Source organism: Pseudomonas sp. NPDC096950 (assembly GCF_044762525.1).
Taxonomy (GTDB): Bacteria; Pseudomonadota; Gammaproteobacteria; order Pseudomonadales; family Pseudomonadaceae; genus Aquipseudomonas.
Genome location: NZ_JBIWEL010000006.1, coordinates 230,607 through 256,293, shown reverse-complemented (window position 1 = coordinate 256,293; position 25,687 = coordinate 230,607). Strand labels below are relative to the sequence as shown.

18 protein-coding genes are annotated in these 25,687 nt (G+C 60.8%); 9 read left to right on the top strand and 9 right to left on the bottom strand.

All coding sequences use genetic code 11. The features are described 5' to 3' along the window. Positions 1–40 precede the first annotated feature (40 nt). On the top strand, positions 41–1,618 hold the full coding sequence (gene guaA / locus ACIQY3_RS13455; RefSeq protein ID WP_027922773.1) for a glutamine-hydrolyzing GMP synthase: 1,578 nt from the start codon (positions 41–43) through the stop codon (positions 1,616–1,618). Between the two features lie 72 nt (positions 1,619–1,690). Here the strand turns inward: guaA and treR are convergent, their stop codons facing one another. Then, complete coding sequence (gene treR / locus ACIQY3_RS13450; protein ID WP_403019947.1) at positions 1,691–2,395, bottom strand: trehalose operon repressor; 705 nt, start codon at positions 2,393–2,395, stop codon at positions 1,691–1,693. Positions 2,396–2,632: 237 nt separating this feature from the next. Between treR and treP the strand changes: the two genes are divergently transcribed. From treP to tadA, 7 genes are all read left to right on the top strand, one after another. Then, complete coding sequence (gene treP, locus ACIQY3_RS13445) at positions 2,633–4,075, top strand: PTS system trehalose-specific EIIBC component (RefSeq protein ID WP_403019946.1); 1,443 nt, start codon at positions 2,633–2,635, stop codon at positions 4,073–4,075. A 118-nt stretch (positions 4,076–4,193) separates the two neighbouring features. Next, a complete protein-coding gene (gene treC, locus ACIQY3_RS13440; protein WP_403019945.1) occupies positions 4,194–5,843 on the top strand; it encodes an alpha,alpha-phosphotrehalase in 1,650 nt (549 codons plus the stop codon). 95 nt (positions 5,844–5,938) lie between these two features. Beyond that, positions 5,939–7,162, top strand: coding sequence for a maltoporin (locus tag ACIQY3_RS13435; protein WP_403019944.1), 1,224 nt, complete (start codon positions 5,939–5,941; stop codon positions 7,160–7,162). 62 nt (positions 7,163–7,224) lie between these two features. Beyond that, the gene (gene ptsP / locus ACIQY3_RS13430) at positions 7,225–9,753 is read left to right on the top strand and encodes a phosphoenolpyruvate--protein phosphotransferase (RefSeq protein ID WP_403019943.1); all 2,529 of its coding nucleotides are present in this window, start codon (positions 7,225–7,227) and stop codon (positions 9,751–9,753) included. Positions 9,754–9,755: 2 nt separating this feature from the next. Continuing rightward, entirely contained in the window at positions 9,756–10,055 is a 300-nt protein-coding gene (locus tag ACIQY3_RS13425; RefSeq protein WP_403019942.1) for a PTS glucose transporter subunit IIB, read from the top strand. A gap of 335 nt (positions 10,056–10,390) precedes the next feature. Beyond that, complete coding sequence (locus tag ACIQY3_RS13420) at positions 10,391–11,767, top strand: multicopper oxidase family protein (protein WP_403019941.1); 1,377 nt, start codon at positions 10,391–10,393, stop codon at positions 11,765–11,767. Beyond that, positions 11,767–12,264: a tRNA adenosine(34) deaminase TadA gene (tadA, locus tag ACIQY3_RS13415; RefSeq protein WP_403019940.1), complete on the top strand. Its 498-nt coding sequence runs from the start codon at positions 11,767–11,769 to the stop codon at positions 12,262–12,264. The genes ACIQY3_RS13420 and tadA overlap by 1 nt, the downstream gene beginning before the upstream one ends. Before the next feature lie 270 nt (positions 12,265–12,534). Here the strand turns inward: tadA and cmoB are convergent, their stop codons facing one another. From cmoB to ACIQY3_RS13375, 8 genes are all read right to left on the bottom strand, one after another. Further along, positions 12,535–13,491, bottom strand: a complete 957-nt coding sequence (cmoB, locus tag ACIQY3_RS13410) for a tRNA 5-methoxyuridine(34)/uridine 5-oxyacetic acid(34) synthase CmoB (RefSeq protein ID WP_403019938.1) — start codon at positions 13,489–13,491, stop codon at positions 12,535–12,537. Continuing rightward, entirely contained in the window at positions 13,488–14,267 is a 780-nt protein-coding gene (gene cmoA / locus ACIQY3_RS13405) for a carboxy-S-adenosyl-L-methionine synthase CmoA (protein ID WP_403019936.1), read from the bottom strand. The genes cmoB and cmoA overlap by 4 nt, the downstream gene beginning before the upstream one ends. Before the next feature lie 166 nt (positions 14,268–14,433). Then, positions 14,434–15,078: a lysoplasmalogenase gene (locus tag ACIQY3_RS13400; protein ID WP_403019935.1), complete on the bottom strand. Its 645-nt coding sequence runs from the start codon at positions 15,076–15,078 to the stop codon at positions 14,434–14,436. Between the two features lie 2 nt (positions 15,079–15,080). Beyond that, complete coding sequence (locus tag ACIQY3_RS13395; protein WP_403019933.1) at positions 15,081–15,473, bottom strand: protease inhibitor I42 family protein; 393 nt, start codon at positions 15,471–15,473, stop codon at positions 15,081–15,083. A 206-nt stretch (positions 15,474–15,679) separates the two neighbouring features. Then, positions 15,680–18,097, bottom strand: coding sequence for an endopeptidase La (gene lon, locus ACIQY3_RS13390; protein ID WP_403019931.1), 2,418 nt, complete (start codon positions 18,095–18,097; stop codon positions 15,680–15,682). 291 nt (positions 18,098–18,388) lie between these two features. Continuing rightward, positions 18,389–20,800, bottom strand: coding sequence for a glucose/quinate/shikimate family membrane-bound PQQ-dependent dehydrogenase (locus tag ACIQY3_RS13385; protein ID WP_403019929.1), 2,412 nt, complete (start codon positions 20,798–20,800; stop codon positions 18,389–18,391). A 128-nt stretch (positions 20,801–20,928) separates the two neighbouring features. Next, complete coding sequence (locus ACIQY3_RS13380) at positions 20,929–22,311, bottom strand: carbohydrate porin (protein WP_403019928.1); 1,383 nt, start codon at positions 22,309–22,311, stop codon at positions 20,929–20,931. A gap of 322 nt (positions 22,312–22,633) precedes the next feature. Then, positions 22,634–23,833 (bottom strand): benzoate/H(+) symporter BenE family transporter, encoded by a 1,200-nt coding sequence (locus ACIQY3_RS13375; protein WP_403019927.1) that lies wholly within the window; start codon positions 23,831–23,833, stop codon positions 22,634–22,636. Positions 23,834–24,144: 311 nt separating this feature from the next. On the opposite strand from ACIQY3_RS13375, the gene ACIQY3_RS13370 reads away from it, so the two are divergent. Continuing rightward, on the top strand, positions 24,145–25,533 hold the full coding sequence (locus tag ACIQY3_RS13370; protein WP_403019925.1) for a PLP-dependent aminotransferase family protein: 1,389 nt from the start codon (positions 24,145–24,147) through the stop codon (positions 25,531–25,533). The last annotated feature ends 154 nt before the right edge of the window (positions 25,534–25,687 follow it).

Sequence of the window (25,687 nt, the reverse complement as noted above, 5' to 3'; positions counted from 1 at the left end):
CCCCGAGTTGTTTCTGAATTCCATAGACGAGACTGACTCCATGGCCCTCGACATTCACGCCCACCGTATCCTGATCCTCGATTTCGGTTCCCAGTACACCCAGCTGATTGCCCGCCGCGTGCGTGAAATCGGCGTGTACTGCGAACTGCATCCGTTCGACATGGACGACGAAGCGATTCGCGAATTCGCTCCAAAAGGCGTCATTCTTGCTGGCGGTCCCGAGTCCGTGCACGTCGCCGACAGCCCGCGTTGCCCGCAAGCGGTATTCGACCTGGGCGTGCCGGTTTTCGGTATCTGCTACGGCATGCAGACCATGGCTGAACAGCTGGGTGGCAAGGTCGAAGGTTCCGAGCTGCGTGAGTTCGGTTACGCCCGCGTTGACGTGGTCGGCAAAAGCCGCCTGCTCGACGGCATCGAAGACCACATCGACGCCGACGGCCTGTTCGGCCTCGACGTGTGGATGAGCCACGGTGACAAAGTCACCAAGATGCCGCAGGACTTCCACATCCTGGCCAGCACCCCGAGTTGCCCGATTGCCGGCATGTTCAACGACGCTCGCGGCTACTACGGCGTGCAGTTCCATCCGGAAGTGACCCACACCAAGCAGGGCGGTCGCATCCTCTCGCGTTTCATCCTCGACATCTGCGGCTGCGAAGCGCTGTGGACGCCTTCGAAAATTGCCGAAGACGCCATTGCCAACATTCGCGCCCAGGTCGGCACCGACAACGTACTGCTCGGCCTGTCCGGCGGTGTGGATTCCTCGGTGGTTGCCGCGCTGCTGCACAAAGCCATTGGCGACCAGCTGACCTGCGTCTTCGTCGACAACGGCCTGCTGCGTCTGCACGAAGGCGAGCAAGTGATGGCCATGTTCGCCGAGAACATGGGCGTCAAGGTGATCCGCGCCAACGCTGAAGATCAGTTCCTGAACAACCTGGCTGGCGAAAGCGACCCAGAGAAGAAACGCAAAATCATTGGCCGCACCTTCATCGACGTCTTCGATGCCCAGTCCAACAAACTGGACAACATCAAGTACCTCGCCCAGGGCACCATCTACCCGGACGTGATCGAGTCGGCTGGCGCCAAAAGCGGCAAGGCTCACGTGATCAAGTCGCACCACAACGTGGGTGGCTTGCCGGAAGAGATGAACCTGAAGCTGGTCGAGCCGCTGCGTGAGCTGTTCAAGGACGAAGTCCGTCGTCTGGGCCTGGAACTCGGCCTGCCGTACGACATGGTCTACCGTCACCCGTTCCCGGGCCCGGGCCTGGGCGTGCGGATCCTCGGTGAAGTGAAGAAGGAATACGCCGACCTGCTGCGTCGCGCCGACCACATCTTCATCGAAGAACTGCGCAAGGCCGACTGGTATCACAAAGTCAGCCAGGCCTTCGTGGTGTTCCAACCGGTGAAATCGGTTGGCGTGGTGGGTGATGGCCGTCGTTACGCCTGGGTCGTGGCCCTGCGTGCCGTAGAAACCATCGACTTCATGACCGCGCGTTGGGCTCACCTGCCTTACGAACTGCTGGAAACTGTTTCCGGCCGCATCATCAATGAAATCGAAGGCATCTCCCGCGTCACCTATGACGTGTCGAGCAAGCCGCCAGCGACGATTGAGTGGGAGTGATCCCGGCGTCAGCTGATCGTCCGTAACACCCGAAAGGCCCCGTGAACGCGAGTTCACGGGGCCTTTTGCGTTTCAGCGCCGCGCCACGTCCGAAAAGTAAAACTTGTCCAAGGTATGTCGCGACTCGGTGTACTCGAACTGGCGGCCATCCTGCAGGAACGTCTGGTTACTCACCACGATCACGTGGCTTTGGCCGTCGAGGTCCAGCAGCAGTTGATCGTCCTTGCTGCGGGGCACCGCTTCGATGGTGCGCTGGGCGTAGGCGATTTGCAGTTGCAGGGTTTGTTCGATGAAGGCGTAGATCGATTGCTCGGCGATGTCCCGGGACAGGCCCGGAATCACATCGCTGACGAAATGGTTGATGTCGAGGATCACCCGTTTGCCATCGATGCGCCGCACCCGCTTGATCCGCGTGATCAGGCTGCCGGCGTCGGCCTGGATGTGTTCCAGCAGCGCGCCCTCCAGCGGGATCTGATCGAACTCTACCACTTCGGTACTGACGTCGTTGCCCAGCCGCGGATAGGTTTCCTGAAAGCTGACGATGCCGCCGAGCTGGAATTCGATCGGGTTGGTCGACAGCACAAAGGTGCCTTTGCCGTGGACTTTCTGGGCGAAACCGCGCTCCTGCAACTGCTCGATGGCCTTGCGCACGGTGCCGCGACTGGCCTGGTAGCTGTCCATCAATTCGGTTTCGGAAGGCAAGCGGGCGCCGCGTTCCAGACGTTCGGTGGTGATGCTGGCAAGCAGATCGGTGTAGATCTGGTTGTATTTACTCATGGGGATGGCTCTATGCCGCGCTGTACTCAAGGTTTCGAACCTTAAGGGCAGGGTAGGGCTTTGTCCATGCGGCAATAGGTTTCTTTGACTTCAGAGGTAGGAAATGTCGCCGCCGGTCGGCGCCGAGACAAACAAAATCAAACTCGTCTGTACGAGTTGTTGCTTTAACTCGTACAGACGAGTACTTTTCGTTTCGGCGTGCTGCCAATAACAAAAAACTACAGCGGAAGAACAAGCATGAGCCACGACTACCCGAATATCGCCAGCGAGCTGCTCGTCAGCCTCGGTGGCAGCGACAACCTCGAGCAGGCCGCGCACTGCGTCACGCGCTTGCGCCTGGCCCTCAAGGACCCGAGCCTGGTCAACAGCACCACGCTGAACCAGATTGATCTGGTCAAGGGTTCGTTCTTCACTGGCGGCCTGTTCCAGGTGGTCATCGGCCCCGGCGAAGTGGAAAAGGTCTACGCCGAACTGCGCCGGCAAACCGGTCTCGCCGCGTCGACCATCGCTGACGTTAAACAAAAGAGCGCGGACAAGATCAACGCCATGCAACGGCTGGTGCGGGTGTTCTCAGATGTGTTCATGCCGATCCTGCCGGCGCTGGTCGTCGCCGGCCTGCTGATGGGCGTCAACAACCTGATCGGCGCCAAGGGCATGTTCATCGAGGGCCAGACCCTGCTGGACGCCTACCCGAAACTGGACGGGCTCTGGAGCCTGATCAACCTGATGGCCAACACCTCGTTCGTGTTCCTGCCGGCCCTGGTGGGCTGGTCGGCGGCCAAGCGGTTTGGCGGCAGCGAAATCCTTGGCATCGTGCTCGGCCTGATGCTGGTGCACCCGGACCTGCTCAACGCCTGGAACTACGGCAAGGCAGTGGCCGGGCTCGATGGCCAGAGCCTGCCATACTTCGACATTCTCGGGCTGTTCCAGATCGAGAAGGTCGGCTACCAGGGGCAGATCTTGCCGATCCTGCTGGCGGCCTACGTGATGAGCGTGATCGAAAAATGGCTGCGGGCGCGGGTGCCGAATGCCGTGCAATTGCTGGTGGTGCCGATCACTACCATCGTCGTCACCGGTGTGCTGGCACTGGCGGTGATTGGTCCGGTGACCCGGCATCTGGGGATCCTGATCACCGAAGGCGTGGTCACCTTGTTCGACTTGGCGCCGATGGTCGGCGGGGCGATTTTCGGCATGCTCTACGCGCCGCTGGTGATCACCGGCATGCACCACATGTTCCTCGCTGTGGACCTGCAACTGATCTCCACTCAGGGCGGCACTTTTATCTGGCCGATGATCGTCATGTCCAACCTCGCCCAAGGCAGTGCGGCGCTGGCGGTGTTCTACATGACCCGCAACGTGCGGGACAAAAGCATGGCCTCGACCTCAGCGATTTCCGCGTATTTCGGCATCACTGAGCCGGCGATGTTCGGCGTCAACCTGCGCTACAAATTCCCGTTTTATTCGGCGCTGATCGGCTCGGCGTTGGGCTGCATTTTCCTGTCGCTGAACAAGGTCCAGGCCTCGGCGATTGGCGTCGGCGGCTTGCCCGGTTTTATCTCGGTCATTCCGCAATTCATCCCGATGTTTGTGATCGGGATGATCATCGCCATGGTCGTGCCGTTTGTTTTGACCTGTGGGTTGAGCATGAAGATTGTCCGGCCTGGGTATCGGGTTGCTTGAAAAATCGCCTTCGCGAGCAGGCTCGCTCCCACAGGTTGAGCGCATTCCAATGTGGGAGCGGGCTTGCTCGCGAAGAGGCCCTCAAGGCCAATACAAAACCAATTGAAGGAACCCAGCCATGCAAGACTGGCAACGCTCGGTGATCTACCAGATCTACCCGAAAAGCTTCCACAGCCACGCCGGCAACCCCACGGGTGATTTGCTCGGTGTCGTGGCCAAGCTCGATTACCTGCACTGGCTGGGCGTCGATTGCCTGTGGATCACGCCGTTCCTGCGTTCGCCGCAACGGGACAACGGGTACGACATCAGCGATTACTACGCCATCGACCCGAGCTACGGGACCATGGCCGACTGCGAATTGCTGATCGCCGAGGCCGCCAAGCGCGGGATCAAGTTGATGCTCGATATCGTGGTCAACCACACCTCCATCGAGCACACCTGGTTCCAGCAGGCCCGCAGCAGCCTCGACAACCCGTACCGCGACTTCTACATCTGGCGCGACCAGCCGAACAACTGGGAATCCAAGTTCGGCGGTTCGGCCTGGGAGTACGAAGCCCAAACCGGCCAGTACTTCCTGCACCTGTTCGACCACACCCAGGCCGACCTGAATTGGGACAACCCGCAGGTGCGCGCCGAAGTCTTCAAGATGATGCGGTTCTGGCGCGACAAAGGCGTCGGTGGTTTCCGTCTGGACGTGATCAACCTGATCTCCAAACCAGCGGATTTTCCTGAGGACAACAGCGACGGTCGACGCTTCTACACCGACGGCCCGAACGTCCACGACTACTTGCAGCAGATGCACCGCGAAGTGTTTGAAGGCCACGACCTGATCAACGTCGGCGAGATGTCTTCCACCAGCCTTGAACACTGCATCCGCTACTCGCGGCCGGAGTCGAAAGAACTGTCGATGACCTTCAACTTTCATCACTTGAAAGTGGATTACCCGAACCTGCAAAAGTGGATTCGCGCCGACTTCGACTTCCTGCAACTCAAGCGCATCCTCTCGGATTGGCAGACCGGCATGCAGGCCGGTGGCGGCTGGAATGCGTTGTTCTGGTGTAACCACGATCAGCCGCGAGTGGTGTCGCGTTTTGGTCATGACGGCGAGCATCGGGTGGTGTCGGCGAAGATGCTCGGCACCGCGCTGCACTTCCTTCAGGGCACGCCGTTCGTGTACCAGGGCGAAGAACTGGGCATGACGAATCCGGGCTTCGATCACATCGACCAGTACCGCGATGTCGAGACCCTGAACATCCATCGCCTCAAGCGCGATGCCGGTGTCAGCGACGCCGACAACATGGCGGCGATCATGCAGAAATCCCGGGACAACGGCCGCACGCCGATGCACTGGAATGCCGAGCCGAACGCCGGTTTCAGCGTGGCCGAACCGTGGATCAGCGTGCCGGCCAACGCCGCGCAGATCAACGTCGCCAGCCAGCTCGACGACCCGGATTCGGTGTTGCATCACTATCGCCAACTGATCGCTTTGCGCCGTGACGAAGCCCTGATGTCCGACGGCGTGTACCGGCAATTGCTGCCCGAACACACGCAAATCTGGGCGTATGTGCGTGAAGGTGTCGGCGAGCGATTGCTGGTGCTGAACAACTTCTACGGCACACCGTGCGAAGTTGAATTGCCGGATGGAGTGATCAGCGAAACGATGGCGCAACGGTTGGTGATCAGCAACTACCCGGACTGTCCGCCGCGCACTCGGCAGGTGTTTCTACGGCCCTTTGAGTCGTTCGTGCTGCACCTGACTAACTACTAAAAAAACAACGTTTTCAAAAACACGCAGAACGCTGCGCGGGGGAGTTTTGCACGCCGTTTTTGCTGCAGTACACAATAAAAATAATGGGGTAGCACTTGAAAACAACAATAAATCGCAGCCTTGTCGCAGCAGGCGTGTGCCTGGCTTTGCCGCTTTCGGCCCAGGCGCTGGAGTTCGCCGGTTACTTGCGCAGCGGCGTCGGGACTTCGGTCAACAGCGGTAAACAACAGTGTTTTCAATTACCGGGGGCGCAGACCAAATACCGTTTGGGCAACGAATGCGAACAGTACGCCGAACTTGAATTGCGCCAGGATCTTTACACCCTGGACGACGGCTCGGTGATCAGTGTCGACGGCATGGCTTCGCTGTATAACCAGTACGACAAGGACCTGACCTTCAACGGCGACAATGGCTCGGTTCGGATGCCGCAGATGTACGCACAATGGTCGAACATGCCGAGCCTGAATGGCGGTTCGCTGTGGGCCGGTCGGCGTTACTACAAGCGGAACGATATCCACATTTCCGACTTCTACTATTGGAACCAGAGCGCCACCGGCGGCGGTATCGAAGACGTGTTGATCGGCGATCTGAAATACAGCTACGCCTACTCGCGCAAGGACAACCTGTACCAGAAGGACTACATCAATCGGCATGACTTCAACGTCGCCGGATTCAACACCAACCCCGGCGGTGAGCTGGAACTGGGCCTGAGTTACATCGACAAACCCGACAGCCGCGATGCGCACCGTGGCTGGGCAGTCACTGCCCAGCATGTGCAGAAAGGCTTTCTCGGCGGCAAGAACAAACTGGCCTTCCAGTACGGCGAAGGCCCCGGCACCGGGTTGGGTTATACCGGTAACGTGAAGCTCGACGACAGCAACAAAAGCTATCGCGTGGTGGAGTTTTTCGACTGGCAGGTTACACCGCGTTTTGGTGGGCAGATCGAGGCGGTGTATCAGAAAGATATTCGCCCGGACGGCGCCGACCAGAACTGGATGTCCATCGGCGTGCGCCCGGCCTATGCGATCACCGAGCAGTTCAAACTGGTGACCGAACTGGGTCACGATCAAGTCGATGCCCCCGGCGGGACGCGCAAGTTGAGCAAATTCACCTTCGCCCCGACCTGGTCGCCCAAGGGCCCGGAATTCTGGGCGCGCCCCGAGGTGCGCCTGTATTACACCTATGCGAGCTGGAACGAGGCGGCCAAACGGGCGGCCAATGAACTGGCGTCGGGCTCGGCGTTGTCCGACACCGGCGCCTTCGGCACGGCGCGCCACGGTGCGAATGTCGGATTGCAGGTCGAGTACTGGTGGAAATAAGCGATGCTGTCGGGGCCTCGCGCTCCATCGGCACTTCAAAGAACAAAACAGCAGGTGACGTCATGGCCACATCCCAACAATTGCAGCTGCATGCGCCACTGTCCGGCGTATTGATGCCACTGGAGCTTGTCCCCGACCCGGTGTTTTCCACTCGGGTGATCGGCGATGGCCTGTGCATCGATCCGACTTCGAGCACCTTGTGCGCGCCGCTGGCCGGGGTGGTCAGCAACGTGCAGACCAGTGGGCATGCGATCAGCATCACCGGGGAGAATGGCGTGCAAGTGCTGATGCACATCGGCCTCGACACGGTGAACCTGGCCGGCAAGGGCTTCACCCGGTTGGTGGAGGAGGGCGAGCAGGTGGATGTCGGGCAGTCGCTGATCGAGTTCGATGTCGATTTTGTCGCGCTGAACGCCCGTAGCCTGCTGACGTTAATGCTGGTGGTCAGCGGTGAGCCGTTCACCTGGCTGGTGCCCGAATCGGGCGTGGTCGACACCGGCCAGCCATTGCTGGGAGTGAACAGCGGTGGGCAACCGGCCGATGAAGTGAACGCGGAGGAAGGCGAAGCGCTGTTCTCCAAACCGGTAACCCTGGCCAACCCGAACGGCTTGCATGCGCGTCCGGCGGCGGTGTTTGCCCAGGCCGCCAAGAGATTCTCCGCGAGCATTTTCCTGCACAAACAGCAGGACAGCGTGAACGCGAAATCCCTGGTGGCGATCATGACGTTGCAGACCGCTCACGGTGACGTGGTGCAAGTCAGCGCGGCGGGGCCGGATGCTGAAGAAGCGATCAAGACCCTGGCCGAGTTGTTGGCGTCGGGCTGCGGTGAAGCGGTGACGCCGTCGGTTGAGGTGAACGAGATCGAGGCTTCATCGCTGAAGGTGCTGCGCGGGGTTTGCGCATCGGCCGGATCAGCGTTTGGCCAAGTGGTGCAGATCACTGACCAAAAACTGGAGGTCATTGAACTCGGCACCACACCGCAGGCTGAACGCGATCATCTGGCCCGGGGCTTGGCCGAGGCCTTGGCGGCCTTGCAGCAGTTGCGCGACAACGCGACTGGCGACGCGCAGGCAGACATCTTCAAGGCGCATCAGGAACTGCTCGAAGATCCGAGTCTGCTGGAAGTGGCTCACGTGCTGATCAACGAAGGCAAAAGCGCGGCGTTCGCCTGGCGCGCGGCCACGGAGTCGACGGCCACCCTGTTCAAAAGCATGGGCAATGCCTTGTTGGCCGAGCGCGCGGCAGACTTGGCGGACGTCGGTCAGCGGGTGCTCAGACAGATTCTGGGTGTGCAGGATCATGCAATCGACTTGCCGGAAGGCGCGATCCTGATCGCCGAACAACTGACGCCATCCCAGACTGCCGGGCTCGATACCCGCAAGGTGCTGGGGTTCGCCACGGTCGGCGGTGGCGCCACCAGCCACGTCGCGATCCTGGCCCGGGCTGCGGGCCTGCCGGCGATCTGCGGTTTGCCGGTCCAGGTGCTGGCGCTGGCTGACGGTACGCAAGTGTTGCTCGATGCCGACAAGGGCGAGTTGCAGCTCGATCCGGATCTGGCGGCTATCGAACAACTGCAAGCCAATCGTCAGCAACAACAGAAACGCCATCAACATGAACTGGCCCACGCCACACTCGCCGCGTGCACCCGCGACGGTCATCACATCGAGGTCACGGCCAATGTCGCCTCGCTGAGCGAAACCGAGCAGGCCATGACGCTGGGCGGTGAAGGCGTCGGGCTGTTGCGTTCGGAGTTTCTTTATCTGGATCGCAACCACGCGCCGAGCCATGACGAACAGGCGTCCACCTACAGCGCCATCGCCCGCGCACTGGGGCCGACGCGCAATCTGGTGGTGCGCACCCTGGATGTTGGCGGCGATAAACCTTTGGCCTACGTGCCGATGGATACCGAAACCAATCCGTTCCTCGGCATGCGCGGGATTCGCCTGTGCCTGGAGCGCCCGCAACTGCTGCGGGATCAGTTCAAGGCGATCCTCAGCAGCGCCGGGCTCGCTCGTTTGCACATCATGTTGCCGATGGTTGCGCAGCTCTCGGAATTGCGTCTGGCCCGGCAACTGCTGGAAGAAGAGGCACTGGCCCTGGGCCTCACGGAGCTGCCGAAACTGGGGATCATGATCGAAGTACCGGCAGCGGCGTTGATGGCGGATCTGTTTGCGCCCGAGGTGGAATTCTTCTCCATCGGCACCAACGACCTGACCCAATACACCCTGGCCATGGACCGTGATCACCCACGCCTGGCCAGTCAGGCCGACAGCTTTCACCCGTCGGTGTTGCGCTTGATCGCCAGCACGGTCAAAGCGGCCCATGCCCACGGCAAATGGGTCGGCGTGTGTGGCGCCCTGGCCTCGGAAACCCTGGCGACGCCGTTGTTGCTGGGGTTGGGGGTGGATGAATTGTCGGTGAGTGTGCCGCTGATTCCGGCGGTGAAAGCGGCGGTGCGGGAAGTGGATCTGACGGACTGCCAGGCCATCGCCCAACAAGTGCTGGGGCTGGAAAGCGCCGAGCAGGTGCGCGAGGCGTTGCGGCTGTATCACGAGGCGACGGTCGATACTTCACTGGTTCTGGAGAACTGAGCATGTTCGAGAAAATGCAGCGGGCGTTCTGGAAGGCGTTGACCCCGGATCTGGTGGTGGATGAACCCAAGCAGGTTGTTCAACCGGTTGCGGGTTTGGCCGGGGATATCGTAGCGGCGTTGGGCGGGGTGGATAACCTCAAGTCGCAGAAGCCCGTGGCGCTGACGCGGGTGCGGGTGGAGTTGCGCGATGTGGCGCAGATGGATCGGCAGGCTTTAAATAAGGCCGGTGTGCCGGGGGTTATGCTGCTGGATGATGGGGTGGTGCATTTGTTGATGGGATTGGTAGTTGCTGGGCGTTAGGTGGGCAGGGTCAAGAGCGACCCCTCACCCCAGCCCTCTCCCCAAAGGGGAGAGGGGGAAAGGGAGCCGATCTCCATGGTTTTCAGGTTCAGAGTTCGACATTAAATCGCGAAGACAAACCTGAGTTCGACTCGGTTTTTCAGGTCGATGTAGCTCCAGGATCAACTCGGTCAGTCCCCTCTACCCTCTGGGGAGAGGGTTAGGGTGAGGGGTGGCCCTTGCAGACGCCTGCGGCCATCCGCCGCCCCGCCCTTACTGTTTCTCAACCGCAGGTGTATCGTATTCGCCTTTTGCGGGCCCCAGGCCTGTCGCTGATACGTGAGGTAGTTGAGTTCATGTCCTTTACCCGTCGACAAATACTCGGTGGTCTGGCCGGTCTTGTGGTGGTTGGCGTGGGGGCCGGTGGCGCGTCGCGTTACTGGCTGGGCAAGATGGCCGACGCGGATGCGGGCCACGACTATGAGCTGATCGCCGCGCCGCTGGACGTCGAGCTGGTCGCCGGGCACAAGACCGAAGCCTGGGCCTTCGGCCCGTCGGCGCCGGGCACCGAGTTGCGCGTGCGACAGGGCGAATGGCTGCGGGTGCGCTTCATCAATCACCTGCCGGTCGCGACCACCATCCACTGGCATGGCATCCGCCTGCCGCTGGAAATGGACGGCGTTCCCTATGTCTCGCAACTGCCGGTATTGCCGGGTGAATACTTCGACTACAAATTCCGCGTGCCCGACGCCGGCAGCTACTGGTATCACCCCCACGTAAACAGCAGCGAAGAACTCGGCCGTGGTCTGGTCGGCCCGCTGATCATCGAAGAACGCGAGCCCACCGGTTTCAAGTACGAAAAAACCCTGAGCCTGAAGAGCTGGCACGTCGATGAAGAAGGCGCGTTCGTCGCCTTCAGCATTCCGCGTGAAGCGGCCCGTGGCGGCACGGCGGGGCGGTTGTCGACCATCAACGGCGTGCCGCAAGCGGTGATCGAATTGCCCGCCGGGCAGATCACTCGCGTGCGTTTGCTCAACCTCGACAACACCCTGACCTATCGCCTCAACATTCCCGGTGTCGAAGCGCAGATCTACGCGCTGGACGGCAACCCCATCGAACCGCGCCCGTTGGGCAAGGAATATTGGCTCGGTCCGGGTATGCGCATCTGCCTGGCAATCAAAGCCCCGCCAGCTGGTGAAGAGCTATCCTTGCGCAACGGCCCGGTGCGCCTGGGCACGCTGCGTTCAGTGGCGAACACCGATGCACCGACCCAATGGCCGCCAGCATTGCCCGCCAACCCGGTGGCCGAGCCGGACCTGGCCAATGCCGAGAAACTCAACTTCAATTTCGAATGGGTGGGTTCGGTGTCGGTCAACGTCGACAACGGCAAGCCGCCGAGCCTGTGGCAGATCAACGGCAAGGCCTGGGACATCACCGACAAGACCTGCGCCGACCGCCCGATTGCCAAGCTTGAGAAGGGTAAAAGCTACATTTTCGAATTGAAGAACATGACTCAGTACCAACACCCGATTCACCTGCACGGCATGAGTTTCAAGGTGATTGCCTCGAACCGGCACAAGGTCATCCCGTACTTCACCGACACCTACCTGTTGGGCAAGAACGAGCGCGCGCAAGTGGCGCTGGTGGCGGATAACCCGGGAGTCTGGATGTTCCACTGCCATGTGATCGACCACATGGAAACCGGCCTGATGGCCGCCATCGAGGTAGCGTGATGCGTCAGATTCGTCCCGCCGCGATCATCGACCGCAGCCGCGACCGCGACTTCATGCGCGAAGCCCTGGCCCTCGCCGCCAAAGGCGCGGCCCTCGGCGAAGTGCCCGTGGGCGCGGTGCTGGTGCAGGACGGGGAAATCATCGGGCGCGGCTTCAATTGCCCGATCAGCGGCAATGACCCCAGCGCCCACGCCGAAATGGTCGCGATCCGCGCCGCCGCCCTGGCCGCCAGCAACTATCGCCTGCCCGGCAGCACCCTCTACGTGACCCTGGAGCCGTGCAGCATGTGCGCCGGCCTGATCGTGCATTCGCGCATCGCGCGAGTGGTGTACGGCGCCCTGGAGCCCAAGGCCGGGATTGTGCAGAGTCAGGGGGAGTTTTTTACCCAGGGCTTCTTGAATCACCGGGTGTTGTTTGAGGGCGGGGTGTTGGCCGAAGAGTGTGGCGCGGTGCTGAGCGAATTCTTCAAGGCCCGAAGAGCCAAACCCGCCGAGTAAACGCCGATCAAAAATGTGGGAGCGGGCTTGCTCGCGAAGGCGGATTAACATTCAACGGAGATGTTGACTGATCCACCGCTTTCGCGAGCAAGCCCGCTCCCACAGGAGATTGGCGTCGAGCGCAAAATCGGCAGCCACTCTAATCAATTGTGGGAGCGAGCCTGCTCGCGAAAGCGGTATGTCAGTCACATCAATGCTGGATGTACCGGCGTCTTCGCGAGCAGGCTCGCTCCCACATTTGGATCTCCATCAGGTAGGGAGATCGGGGGATTATTTGCGAGCGACGATGACGGCCCGCATCGGCGCCGGCAGCCCTTCAATCGTTTTGCTGTGATCCTGCGGATCGAGGAAGTCACTCAACGACTGGTATTTCATCCACTCCGTCCCGCGTTGTTCCTCGACGGTGGTCACGCTCACATCCACACAACGAACATCCGTGAACCCGGCTCGCCGCAGCCACAGTTCCAGTGCTGGCACCGACGGCAGGAACCACACGTTGCGCATCTGCGCATAACGGTCTTCCGGCACCAATACCTGCTGCTGATCGCCTTCGATCACCAGCGTCTCCAGCACCAGTTCGCCGCCCTTGACCAGGCAATCCTTCAGCGCCAGCAAATGCTCGATCGGCGAGCGGCGGTGATAGAACACGCCCATGGAAAACACGGTGTCGAAGCCTTCCATGTTCGGCGGCAGGTCTTCGAACGGGAACGGCAGGTGCCAGGCATTCGGTTCGGACAGGTAACGCTGCACCGCCTGGAACTGGCAGAAGAACAGCCAGTTAGGATCGACACCAATCACGCTGTCAGCCCCGGCACCGAGCATGCGCCACATGTAGTAGCCGTTGCCGCAACCGACATCGAGGATGCGTTTGCCCTTCAGGTCCAGATGCGGCGCCACCCGCGACCATTTCCAGTCCGAGCGCCATTCGGTGTCGACGTGCACGCCGAACAAATCGAACGGCCCCTTGCGCCATGGCGACAGGCCCATCAGTGCGGTACGCATTTGCGCGCGGGTTTCATCGTCGCAATCGGTGTCGAGGGTCAGGCCGTTGAGCAGGTCGACCTCGCTTGGCTGGATCTTCGGCAAGGCGTCCAGCGCACTTTGCCAGCGCTCCAGGTCGCCATGACCCTTTTCCATTTTCTTGTCGAGTTGCGCTTGCAGGGTGTTGGCCCATTCGGCCAGCGGGGTGCCGGCCAGACGGCGGGCGAGGGGGGACAGATCAATCATGGCAAGGCAATCAACGAGGCAAAGTTAAGACACTGGAACCACGGCACGACTTTCGAGAACCCGGCGGCCAACAGGCGTTCGCGGTGTTCTTCGAGGCTGTCGGGCTTCATGACGTTTTCGATGGCGCTGCGCTTCTGGGCGATTTCCAGTTCGCTGTAGCCGTTGGCGCGTTTGAACGCGACGTGCAGGTCGGTGAGCAACGCGTGTTCTTCCAAGTCATTGAAGCGCAGCTTCTCCGACAGGATCAGCGCGCCGCCCGGCAACAACGATTGGCGAATACGCGAGAGCAACGCGGTGCGCTGCTCCGGAGCGATGAATTGCAGGGTGAAGTTCAGCGCCACCACCGAGGCAGGCTGGAATTGCAGGGCGAGGATGTCGCCTTCGATCACTTCCACCGGCAGCAACTCCTGGAACATCGAGTCCTGACCGTTGAGGTATTCGCGGCAACGCTCGACCATCGCCGCCGAGTTATCCACAGCGATAACGCGGCAACCGTCGGTGCGCACATGCCGGCGCAGGGCCTGGGTCACAGCGCCGAGGGACGAGCCGAGGTCGTAGAGCACGCTGTTGGGCTGGGCGAACTGCGCGGCGAGCACGCCGAGGTTTTCGACGATGGTCGGATAACCCGGCACCGAGCGCTTGATCATGTCCGGGAACACCCGCACCACATCCTCGTTAAAGGCGAAGTCAGGCACCTGGGCCAAGGGCTGGGCGAAAAGGCGATCGGGTTCTTTGCTCACGGCGGTTCCAGCGGCGTAGGTGGAAAAGGCCGGCATTTTAGCCAAATTGACGGGGGGATGCGCGGGTTGTCTGATAAACCGCGTTTTCCACAGATCGTTCCCACGCTCCGCGTGGGAATGCTGCCCGGGACGCTCCGCGTCCCCTCGCCGACGTGACGCAGAGCGTCACAGGATGCATTCCCACGCGGAGCGTGGGAACGATCTATGCCGGGCGGCGAGTGGATTCAGAAAACGCCGACGCCGTAATCCCCCATTGCCCCACCCAATAACTCAGGATGATCACGTAAGGCGCCGCTTCAAACGGCATCACAAAACGGCTAATCCCGATCACGCTGTCAGAAAACACAAACGCCACCGCACCCGCCGCCGCCAGCAGCGCCGAGCGCTTGGGTACATCGCTGCCGAGTCGGGCCAGTGCGCGCCAGAGCATCGCGCTGATCGCCACGCCGTACACAATCACCGGCAGCAGCAACGGCCCCAACCCGTGGGAAATCAGAATCCCCAACAGCACTGCGCCAACCATCACCGCCAGGATCAACGGCAACAACGCCAGGCGCCGGCAATCGCTCAGGTACGCCTTCAGGTACGCCAGATGCGCGACCAAAAACGCCCCCAACCCAAACACAAACAAATCCCCCGGCCACGCCAACAACACATCGCCGACCAAGGAGAAAATCAAACCCAAGCTGATCCAGCGCCGGTATTCAGTGGGCGGCGCGTCGTGCAACCAGCCGAGCAGGGCCAATACGGGCAGCGGTTTGACCAACAGGCAGAGCAGCGCGGCATGCACACTCAACCCGTAAAGAAAGGTCACCGCACCCATCAGCGCCAGGATCAGCCAGCCCACGATCAGTTAACCGAGATCGCGCAATCGAAGGTTTGCACCGCCGGGACTTCCGGGGCCCACGGTTGCGAGTAGGTCAGGCGCAAACGGCCAGTACCGGTAGCGAACGACTGGAAACGCCAGGTCGAAATCCCGGCGCTGCCCACCAGCCCGGCATCTTCCGGGTTGCTGTAGACCTCGGGGCTGAGGGCGCGCAACACGCCGCCGGCGGAATCCTGAATCGCCCAACGATAGCCCGTGGTCGGGTTGCTTGGCAGTATCAGGATCAGGTTTTGCCCGTTGTTGAGCCTGGCCGGGCATTCGCTTTGTTTTTCCACGGTCACGTTCTGTTTCGTCTGCGTGGCGCAGGCGGCCAGCAGGGAGAGGGCGAGGGGGACTAACAGGCGGGTGGGGGACATAAGGTCAGTGGCTCCGGCATTCACGACGAACGGCGAGCATAACTGAAGATGAGACAAAGTGTGACAGTCGGGCCTTTCAGGTGGCCGTTGGATAGGTGTTGTGAGTGATGGCCCCTTCGCGAGCAAGCCCGCTCCCACAGGGGAGTGCATTTCAATGTGGGAGCGGGCTTGCTCGCGAAAGCGGTGGTGCAGGCGCTACATGACTATCAGAACAATATCTTCGCCACATCCGCAAAACGCTTGGCAAAGTGCACGGTTATCCCTTCCTTCAGGTAATCCGGCAATTCATCAAAGCTGCCGCGATTCGGCTCCGGCAGGATCAGTTCGAAGATCTTCTGCCGCCGCGCCGCGATCACTTTTTCGCGTACCCCGCCGATCGGCAGCACATGCCCGGTCAGTGTCAGTTCGCCGGTCATGGCGATGCCTTTTTTCGGCGCCTGGTTGCGGGCCAGGGACAGCAGGGCGCTGGCCATGGTCACACCGGCGCTCGGGCCGTCTTTCGGGGTGGCGCCTTCCGGGACGTGGAGGTGGACGAAGGCTTCGTCGAAGAACTTCGGATCACCGCCAAACGACTTCAGGTTGGAGCTGACGTAGCTGTAGGCAATTTCCGCCGACTCTTTCATCACATCGCCCAATTGCCCGGTGAGTTTGAAGCCACGGTTGAGCGTGTGAATCCGCGTCGCTTCGATCGGCAGGGTCGCGCCGCCCATGCTGGTCCAGGCCAGCCCGGTAATCACGCCGGTGCCGGACAACACTTGCTCGTTGCGGAACACTGGATGGCCGAGTGAAGCTTCAAGGTCTTTCGGGCCGATCTTGATCACCGCTTTCGGCTCGTCGATCAGCTTGACCACGGCTTTGCGCACCAGTTTGCCCAGTTCTTTTTCCAAGTGACGCACCCCGGCTTCACGGGCATATCCGTCGATCAATGCTTTTAACGCGCTGTCGCTGATGCTCAGGCTGCCTTTGGACACGCCGGCCTTTTCCAGTTGTTTCGGCCACAGGTGACGCTTGGCGATGGCGATTTTTTCTTCGGTGATGTAGCCCGACAGGCGAATCACTTCCATCCGGTCGAGCAACGGGCCGGGGATCGAGTCCAGGGTGTTGGCGGTGCAGACGAACAGCACTTTCGACAGGTCCAGACGCAAGTCCAGATAGTGGTCGAGGAATTCGACGTTCTGTTCCGGGTCGAGGGTTTCCAGCAGCGCCGAGGCGGGGTCGCCCTGGTAGCTCTGGCCCATCTTGTCGATCTCGTCGAGCATGATCACCGGGTTCATCACTTCGACGTCTTTCAACGCCTGGACGAGTTTGCCCGGTTGCGCGCCGATGTACGTGCGGCGATGGCCCTTGATCTCGGCCTCGTCGCGCATGCCGCCGAGGCTGAAGCGGTAGAACGGCCGGCCGAGGGATTCGGCGATGGATTTGCCAACGCTGGTCTTGCCCACACCCGGCGGACCCACTAACAGCACGATAGAGCCGCTGATCTCACCTTTATAGGCACCGACCGCGAGGAATTCGAGGATGCGGTCCTTGATGTCGTCGAGGCCAGCGTGGTGTTTGTCCAGCACTTTGCGCGCGTGCTTGAGGTCGAGTTTGTCCTCGCCATACACGCCCCACGGCACCGAGGTCGCCCAGTCGAGATAGTTGCGGGTCACCGCGTACTCCGGCGAACCGGTCTCGAGGATCGACAGCTTGTTCATTTCCTCTTCGATGCGTTTTTGCGCCTGGGGCGGCAACACTTTGCCTTCCAGGCGTTGCTCGAACTGCTCGATGTCGGCGCTGCGATCATCCTTGGTCAGCCCCAGTTCCTGCTGGATGACCTTGAGTTGCTCCTTGAGGAAGAACTCGCGCTGATGCTCGCCGATCTTGCGGTTCACTTCGGCGGAAATTTCTTTCTGCAGGCGCGCGACTTCGACTTCCTTGCGCAGCATCGGCAGGACTTTTTCCATGCGCTTGAGCATCGGCACGCAGTCGAGCACTTCTTGCAGCTCGCCACCGGTGGCGGACGTAAGCGCGGCGGCGAAGTCGGTCAGCGGCGACGGATCGTTGGGGCTGAAGCGGTTGAGGTAATTCTTCAGCTCTTCGCTGTACAGCGGGTTGAGCGGCAGCAGTTCCTTGATCGCGTTGATCAGCGCCATGCCGTAGGCCTTGACCTCGTCGGTTGGCTCGGTGGGCTGGTGCGGGTATTCGACTTCCACCAGGTACGGCGGGCGATGGTGCTTGAGCCAGGTCTTGATCCGCACGCGGGTCAGGCCCTGGGCGACGAATTGTAATTTGCCGTTTTCACGACTGGCGTGGTGCACCTTGACCAGCGTGCCGTACTCCGGCAATGCGCCAGTATCGAAATGGCGCGGATCTTCCTGGGGCGTGTCCATGTAGAACAGGGCCAGGGAGTGATGATCGGATTTGCTCACCAGGTCCAGTGTTTCTGCCCACGGCTCTTCATTGACGATGACCGGCAGCACTTGGGCCGGGAAGAACGGGCGATTGTGGATCGGGATGATGTAAACCTTGTCCGGCAGGTTCTGGCCAGGCAGGGCAAGGCCTTTGCCGGTGGAGTGGTGTTCGATGTGGTCTGTTTCGGCGTAATCGCTCGGGTCTTCAGGGAATTCTTGCTGGTCGCTCATGGGGCACCTGCGCAATGGGGTATGGGTCTTAGATGGGGCAGGTGGGGGGTGGTTTCAATGGCTATGGATATTTCAGGTTGTGTGTTCAGGGTTTTGACAGGTCATTGTCCCTGTAAACACTGATCACCATTGTGGGAGCGGGCTTGCTCGCGAAAGCGGTATGTCATTCAGCAATGATGTTGACTGATACACCGCTTTCGCGAGCAAGCCCGCTCCCACAGGGGTTCCGAGCGGCCACAAAAAAGGCGACCCCCTCACAGGAGTCGCCTTTCATTTAACCGCCGCTAAAGCTTACTCGGACAGTTTGTACGCCATCACATAGTCACCTTGCTTGGTGCCCAGCGAACCGTGACCGCCGGCAACGACGAGCACGTATTGCTTGCCGTCCTTGCCGGTGTAGGTCATCGGCGTGGTTTGGGCGCCGGCTGGCAGGCGGCCTTCCCACAGTTGCTTGCCGTTTTTCACGTCATAGGCACGCAGGTACTGGTCGAGGGTGCCGCTCAGGAAGGCAACGCCACCGGCGGTGGTGAACGTGCCGCCCAGGCTTGGGACGCCCATGCTCAGCGGGATTGGAACCGGCGAGCTGTCGCGCACGGTGCCATTTTTGTGTTTCCAGATGACTTTGCTGGTGGTCAGGTCGACTGCGGTCACGTAACCCCAGGCCGGTGCCTGGCACGGCAGGCCCATTGGCGACAGCAGCGGTTCCAGAACCACGCCGTACGGCGCGCCTTTGTTCGGCTGCACGCCTTCGGTTTCGCTTTTACGCGGGCCTTGGGCTGCGATTTCGGCGGCCGGGATCAGTTTCGATTTGAACGCCATGTAGTCCGGGTTCATGAAAGCGATCTGGCGCACCGGATCAACCGAGATGCCGCCCCAGTCGAACACACCGAAGTTGCCTGGATAAACGATCGAACCTTGCAGCGATGGCGGGGTGAACGGGCCTTCGTAGCGCAGGGATTTGAAGTCGATCCGGCAGATCAGTTGGTCGAACGGGGTAACGCCCCACATGTCGCGTTCTTTCAACGGCGGCGGCATGAGGTTGAGGTCGGATTTCGGTTGGGTTGGCGAGGTGTGATCACCGGCGACAGCACCTTGCGGGACTGGCACTTCGTTGATCGGCACAATCGCCTGGCCGGTGCTGCGATCCAGCACGTAGATGCTGCCTTGCTTGGTGGACGCGAGGACCGCTGGCTTCACGCCGTCAGCGGTTTTCAGGTCCATCAGGGTTGGCTGGCCGCCGACGTCCATGTCCCACAGGTCATGGTGAGTGAACTGGAAGTGCCACTTCACATGCCCGGTGTTGATGTCCAGGGCGGTCAGGCCGGCCGCGTGCAGTTCCGACTCCGGGGTACGCGCGCCACCGAACTGGTCCGGGGTCTGGTTGCCCATCGGCAGGTAAAGCATGCCGAGTTTTTCGTCGACCGCGAACATGGACCACATGTTCGGCGAGTTGCGGGTGTAGGTCTTGCCTTCGGCAATCGGCGTGGTGTCGTCCGGGTTGCCGCTGTCCCAGTTCCACACCAGTTTGCCGGTGTGCACGTCGAACGCGCGGATCACGCCGCTTGGCTCGTCGGTGGAAACGTTGTCGGTCACGTGGCCGCCAATCACCACCAGGTCTTTAGTGACCGCTGGAGGCGAAGTGGAGTAGTAGCCGCCGGCGGTGAAGCTGCCGATGTTGGCGCGCAGGTCGATCTGGCCTTTGTCGCCGAAGTCTTCGCACATCTTGCCGGTGTCGGCGTTCAGGGCGATCAGACGGGTGTCGGCGGTCGGCAGGAAGATGCGGCGCGGGCAAGCGTTGCTGGCGGCGGCCGGGTTGGCGCTGCCGGTCGGGCTCTGCGCGGACGCGTACACGGCGTCATCGTGATACGACACGCCACGGCAAGTCATGTGCGCCCAACCCTTGAAGTTCGCCGCGTTTTGCGTGGAGAGCTTCGGATCGAACCGCCAGATTTCCTTGCCGGTGTCCGGGTCCAGGGCTATCACCTGGCTGTGCGGCGTGCACACGTAGAGCATGCCGTTGACTTTCAGCGGGGTGTTTTCGGCGGTGGTTTCGCCCGGATCGTTTGGACCAGGGATGTCGCCAGTGCGGAAGGTCCAGGCCGGAACCAGCTTGTGCGCGTTCTCCGGGGTGATCTGTGCCAGTGGCGAGTAACGATCACCGTGGGCGCTGCGGCCGTAGGAATTCCAGTCACCGTCCGGCATGGCCGGGGCAGTGTTGGTCATGCCCGGCACGCTGTCGCGGTCCAGTTGACCCTTGGTTTCACCGGGGCTGGTGAATTGGCTGGCCAAAGCAGCGGCGCCCGCGAGAACAACCGCGACGCTCAGCGCGCCAGTGCCCATCGGCGCAGGGCCGGTGCGCAACAACGGACGGCGGAACCACGGCAGCAGCATGACGATGCCCAGGGCAAACAGCATCGCCAGGCGCGGCACCAGTTGCCACCAGTCGAGGCCGACTTCCCACAATGCCCACACGGTACTGGCGAACAGCACCAGTGCGTACAGGCCCAGTGCAGCGCGGCGGGCGGCAATCAGCAGCACGCCGCTCAGCGCCAGGCCGATACCGGCCAGCAGGTAATACAGCGAGCCGCCGAGCATGCTCAGCTTGATACCGCCGGCCAGCATGGCCAGGCCCATTAGCAGAAGCAGGATACCGAGCAGGCTCGGTAGCAGACGGCTTCGACTCAAAGCACCATCAGTGCTCATAGTGTGGTTCTCCGTGACGTTTTAAGTAGTCCCGCGCAAGTTCACTGTAGATGACGATCCGGCGTGGGCATGGTTCAGTTATAAAAGTGAAACTTGTGATGCGCTCCCACAGGGGGTTGTGGTGTGGGTTAGAAGGATGAGGTGATCTTGATCCCGCCAATCAGCGCGTCATCGACCTTGTCCACGCCACCGGGGTGGCGGATGTATTGCAGGTTCGGGCGCACGGTCAGCCAGTTGGTGACGTGCACGCCGTAATAGAGTTCGGCGCTGTATTCGGTGTCTTGCGGCGGCAGGAACGACGGGTCGTCGTAGTCGTAGACGGCGCGGGCCTGGTTGGTCGCCTCGGCGTTCTTGCGATAGGCCGGGTTGACGTGGACGCGGGCCAGGGCAAAGCCGATATCGTCCTTGGCGCGGGCATCGAACAGGCCTTTGTAGACGACGCCGGCCTGGACATAGTTGTCGATGGCGTTGGTCTTCTTGTCGTGCATCGTGCCGTTGGCAAACACGCTCAAGCCCCGGGAATTATCGCTGGCGCGGCTGGTGATCTGCTGCTGTACACCGAGCCATACGCCGTGCTTGCTCGACGCACTGCGATAAGCCTCGCCACTCAGGGCGGCGGGTTGGCCATTGCTGTCCTTGTAGGCGTCGGTGGCCTTGGCGTTGCTGTAGTAATAACCGGCGCGGTATTCCCCCGGCAGGCCATTCAGTTTTGGCGTCCACACCAGTTCAATCGGCAGGATCGCGCCTTGTGTGCCGCTGCCGCTGAGCTTGAAGCCATTGCCGCGATCGAGGTTCGACGGGTTCTGCTCATAAGCGCCAACCTGCGCATACAACTCCGGCGTCAGGTGATATTTAACCCGCATCGCCCACTGGCTGACCGGCCAGTTGTACCAGATGCCACCGACCCAGTTGCCGACTTGCGAGCCGCAGAACGCCAGGTTCTGGAAGTCGCAGGGGAAGCTGTTGAAATCTTCGCCTTCGCCAAAGCGGCCGACCTTGATGTCGAGCTTCTGGTCGAAGAATTTCTGCTGATACCACATCTGCGTCAGACGCCAGGTTTGCCCACGGCCCCAGACTTCCTGGGCCGACGTGAAACCGCCGACCCGTGGATCATTGATCCGGTCGTTGCTGATGTTGTTGCCGTTGCGTTCGGTGATGGTCAGCTGGAATTCGGCAGCGTCCCAGCCGAGGATCTTCTGCAAATCCAGGTGCGTGCCGAGGGCGAACTGATCGCTGTAGCGCGCGGTGCGATCGTGGTCATAGCCGCCGTGCAGGTTGCTGCCCATTTCGCCGGTGTAATCGACTTTGAAGTCGTAGCCTTTTTCCGAAAGTTCGGTGCGCGTGCCGTTCCAGTCGCCGAGCATCCACTTCGAATCGCTATCGAACGCCGGGGCCGCGTGAACGCAGGTGGCGAGGCCGAAGGCGCCGAGGCCGCTGATCAGGTTCAGGGTTTTTCTTTGGGCAACAGGGGTGAAGACAGCGCTGTCTCGCGGAGCTGGAAAATCAGGCATAAAGTAGAAATTCTTGATCTTTTTCTGGGGGATGAACTGAACGCGACGAGGTGGAGCGGGCAGTGAAGCGTTTCAGCTGAAGGGCGGCAGGATAATGATCTGTAACAAAGAGAGAAAGCGCTTTTACTGACATGCAGCTTTTCGGATTTGGTAACAGTTGGCTGCGACCCGTTGCCACAGGGGATTAACCGGCAAAAAAAGTGGACCTTGTGGGAGCGGGCTTGCTCGCGAAGGCGGCGTGTCAGACAACATCAATGTCGACTGACCTGCCGCTTTCGCGAGCAAGCCCGCTCCCACAGGAATTGTGGTGCTCAACTATCGTTTACTTGCCCTCGGCGATAGCAGTGACGTTGAGCTCCCGAGTCCAGGTCAACACGAAGTGCGCCACCAGGCCAAAGATCAACCCCCAGAACGCAGCGGCCAACCCCAGGAAGCTCATGCCCGAAGCGGTCACCAGGAAGGTAATCAGCGCCGCTTCCCGCTGTTTTTCATCCGCCATGGCGCCGGTCAGTCCGGCACTGATCGCGCCGAACAGGGCCAGGCCGGCGAGGGAGGCAATCAACTCCTTGGGCAGGGCGGAAAACACCGAGGCCAGGGTCGCGCCAAAGGTGCCCATCAGAATGTAGAACACCCCGCAGGCGATCCCGGCGATGTAGCGTTTGTCACGGTCTTCGTGGGCTTCGCGCCCGGTGCAGATCGCCGCCGTAATCGCCGCCAGGTTAAGACCGTGGGAGCCGAACGGCGCCATCAGGATCGAGCCAATCGCAGTGACCGAAATGATCGAGCGCGCCGGGGTGTTGTAGCCCGAGGTGCGCAGTACCGCCATGCCCGGCACGTATTGACCGGTCAGGGTCACCAGGGCCAGCGGCAGGCCAATGTTGATGATCGCGTGCCAGCTCCACTCGGGAGCGGTGAAGACCGGGTGGGCCACTGCGATGGTGATCGAACCGCTGTTGAGTTCACCGAACGAAGCCGCCACCGCGCAACCGACAATCAGCACCGACAGAATCGCGTAGCGCGGCGAAAGGCGTTTACAGATCAGGTACGCCGCGATCATCGACAGCACCAGCGCCGGTTGCAGCTTGATCGAAGTGAACAGCTCGGCGCCGAAGCGGAACAGGATGCCCGCGAGCATGGCGGCGGCGATGGCTTTGGGCAGGCGGCTCATCAGTTTGTCGAACGCCCCGGACAACCCGACCACCGCGGTGATCACCGATGCCACCACATAAGCGCCGATGGCTTGGGGCAGGGTGACGCTGGGCAACATCGACACCAGCAACGCCGCGCCCGGCGTCGACCACGCAGTGATCACCGGAACCCGCAGGCGCCAGCTCAGAAACAGCCCGGTGATGCCGCTGCCGATGGAAATCGCCCAGATCCACGAAGACACCACGTCGTTGGGCAAATGCGCTTCTTTCGCCGCCTGAAACACGATGATCAAGGGGCCGGCGTAGGAAATGATCACGGCGATAAAACCTGCAATCACCGCTGACAGAGATAGATCTTTTCTGAGTGTGTCCATGGTGTCTCGACTTGGCGCGGCACAGGCGCGCAGTGATCAGGAAAGGATTGAGTCGATTGATTCGATTCGTGGCGAGTGTATTTGAATGGATTGAGTTGATTCAATGTCGAAAAATAATTCTTGCGCTGAATCTACATGGATCTGAGTTCATCTCATTGATTTATAAAGTTTTATTATTTTTATCTGAAGTTTGGTCGTTTTTTGATCGTAGCAATAGACTCAATTTGACGAATTGGGCAGTCCGCAAAGGGTCAGGTATCGATGTGATATGCTCCGATTTTTCTCATTTCTACGATGGGCAGCAATCATTCATGTGGGTTCCCCAGCTAAGCGAGTTCAACCAGCCGATGTATTTGTCGATTGCCGATGCATTGGCACGGGACATCAACAATGGCGTGTTGAACCAGGGCGATCGCCTGCCGACCCTGAGGGAGTTGGCCACCACGCTGAACGTCACGCCGGGCACCATCAGCCGCGCCTACAGCGAGGCCCATCGGCGTGGATTGGTGCAGGGGGAAGTTGGGCGCGGCACTTATGTGCAGAGCCAGCAGCCGCTTGAACTGCCCGCGAATCAGGGCCCGACGGCGCTGAACCTGGGGCAGTCCGAACTGCTCGACCTCTCGATCATCAAGCCTTACAGCGAAACCTTGGAATACTGGCTGCGCGATGCCCTGATCGGCATGGCCAAGAGCACCGATTTCGCCCGTGCCCTGGATTACGCACCGGACGGTGGTCACCCGGCGCATCGCGAGGCCGGTGCGCAGTTTCTGCGCCAGTGGTTGCCCGATGCGCAATGGCAGCAAGTGGTGATCACCGCCGGAGCCCAGCATGGCTTGATGGTAGCGATGAGTGCCCTGACCAACGCCGGCGACCTGGTGCTTTGCGAGGAACTTTGTTACCCCGGCATCATTTCCCTGGCCCATGGGCTGGAGCGGCGTCTGGGTGGTGTGGCGATGGACGATGAAGGAATCATTCCCGAAGCGTTGCGCGAACTGTGCCTGCGGGAGAAACCGGCGATGCTGGTGTGCGTGGCGACCTGCCAGAACCCGACGGCGGCGATCATGTCGCAGCAGCGTCGGGCGCAAATCGCGGCATTGGCCGAAGAGTTCGACTTCATCATTCTCGACGATGACATCTACGGCTTTCTCGCCACTGACCCATCGATCAAACCGCTGTCGGCATTTGCGCCGGAGCGTTCGGTGTACCTGACCAGCCTGTCGAAGTCGATCATGCCGGCGCTGCGCATCGGTTATCTGTACAGCCCGCCCAAATTGCTGTCGCGCCTGACGTCGATGGTGCGCAGCAGCGTCTGGATGCCATCGCCGCTGACCGCGCAACTGGCGAGCAATGTGATTACCGAAGGCCTGGATAAAAAACTCATCCGCATCCAGCGCGACGAAGCCGCCGCGCGGCAAGCCATCGCCCGGGAAATCTTTGCCGGTTTCGAACTCAAGACCCAGCCGTATGCCTACCACGTGTGGCTGACGTTGCCCGAGCCGTGGACCAGCGACGAATTCACGATGCTCGCCCGGGCCAACGGTGTGCTGGTGGTCAGTGGCTCTCAGTTCCAGGCCGAGCGCAGCGGCATGACCCGTTGCGTGCGTCTGGTGTTGATGTCGCCCACCAGTCACGATGAACTGCGCTTCGCCTTGACCAAACTGGCCAGCCTGATCGATACCGATCCGCGACGGTTTTACTGAGTCGCCCCGATCGGATGTGTACACGAAACTGTAGGAGCTGCCGAAGGCTGCGATCTTTTCTGGTTCACCTACAGTTAACAGACCAGCGCATACAGTCCTTCCACCAATCGAAACCCTCGGCTAAGGTGCGCGGCTTCTTCAATCTTTCTTCGCG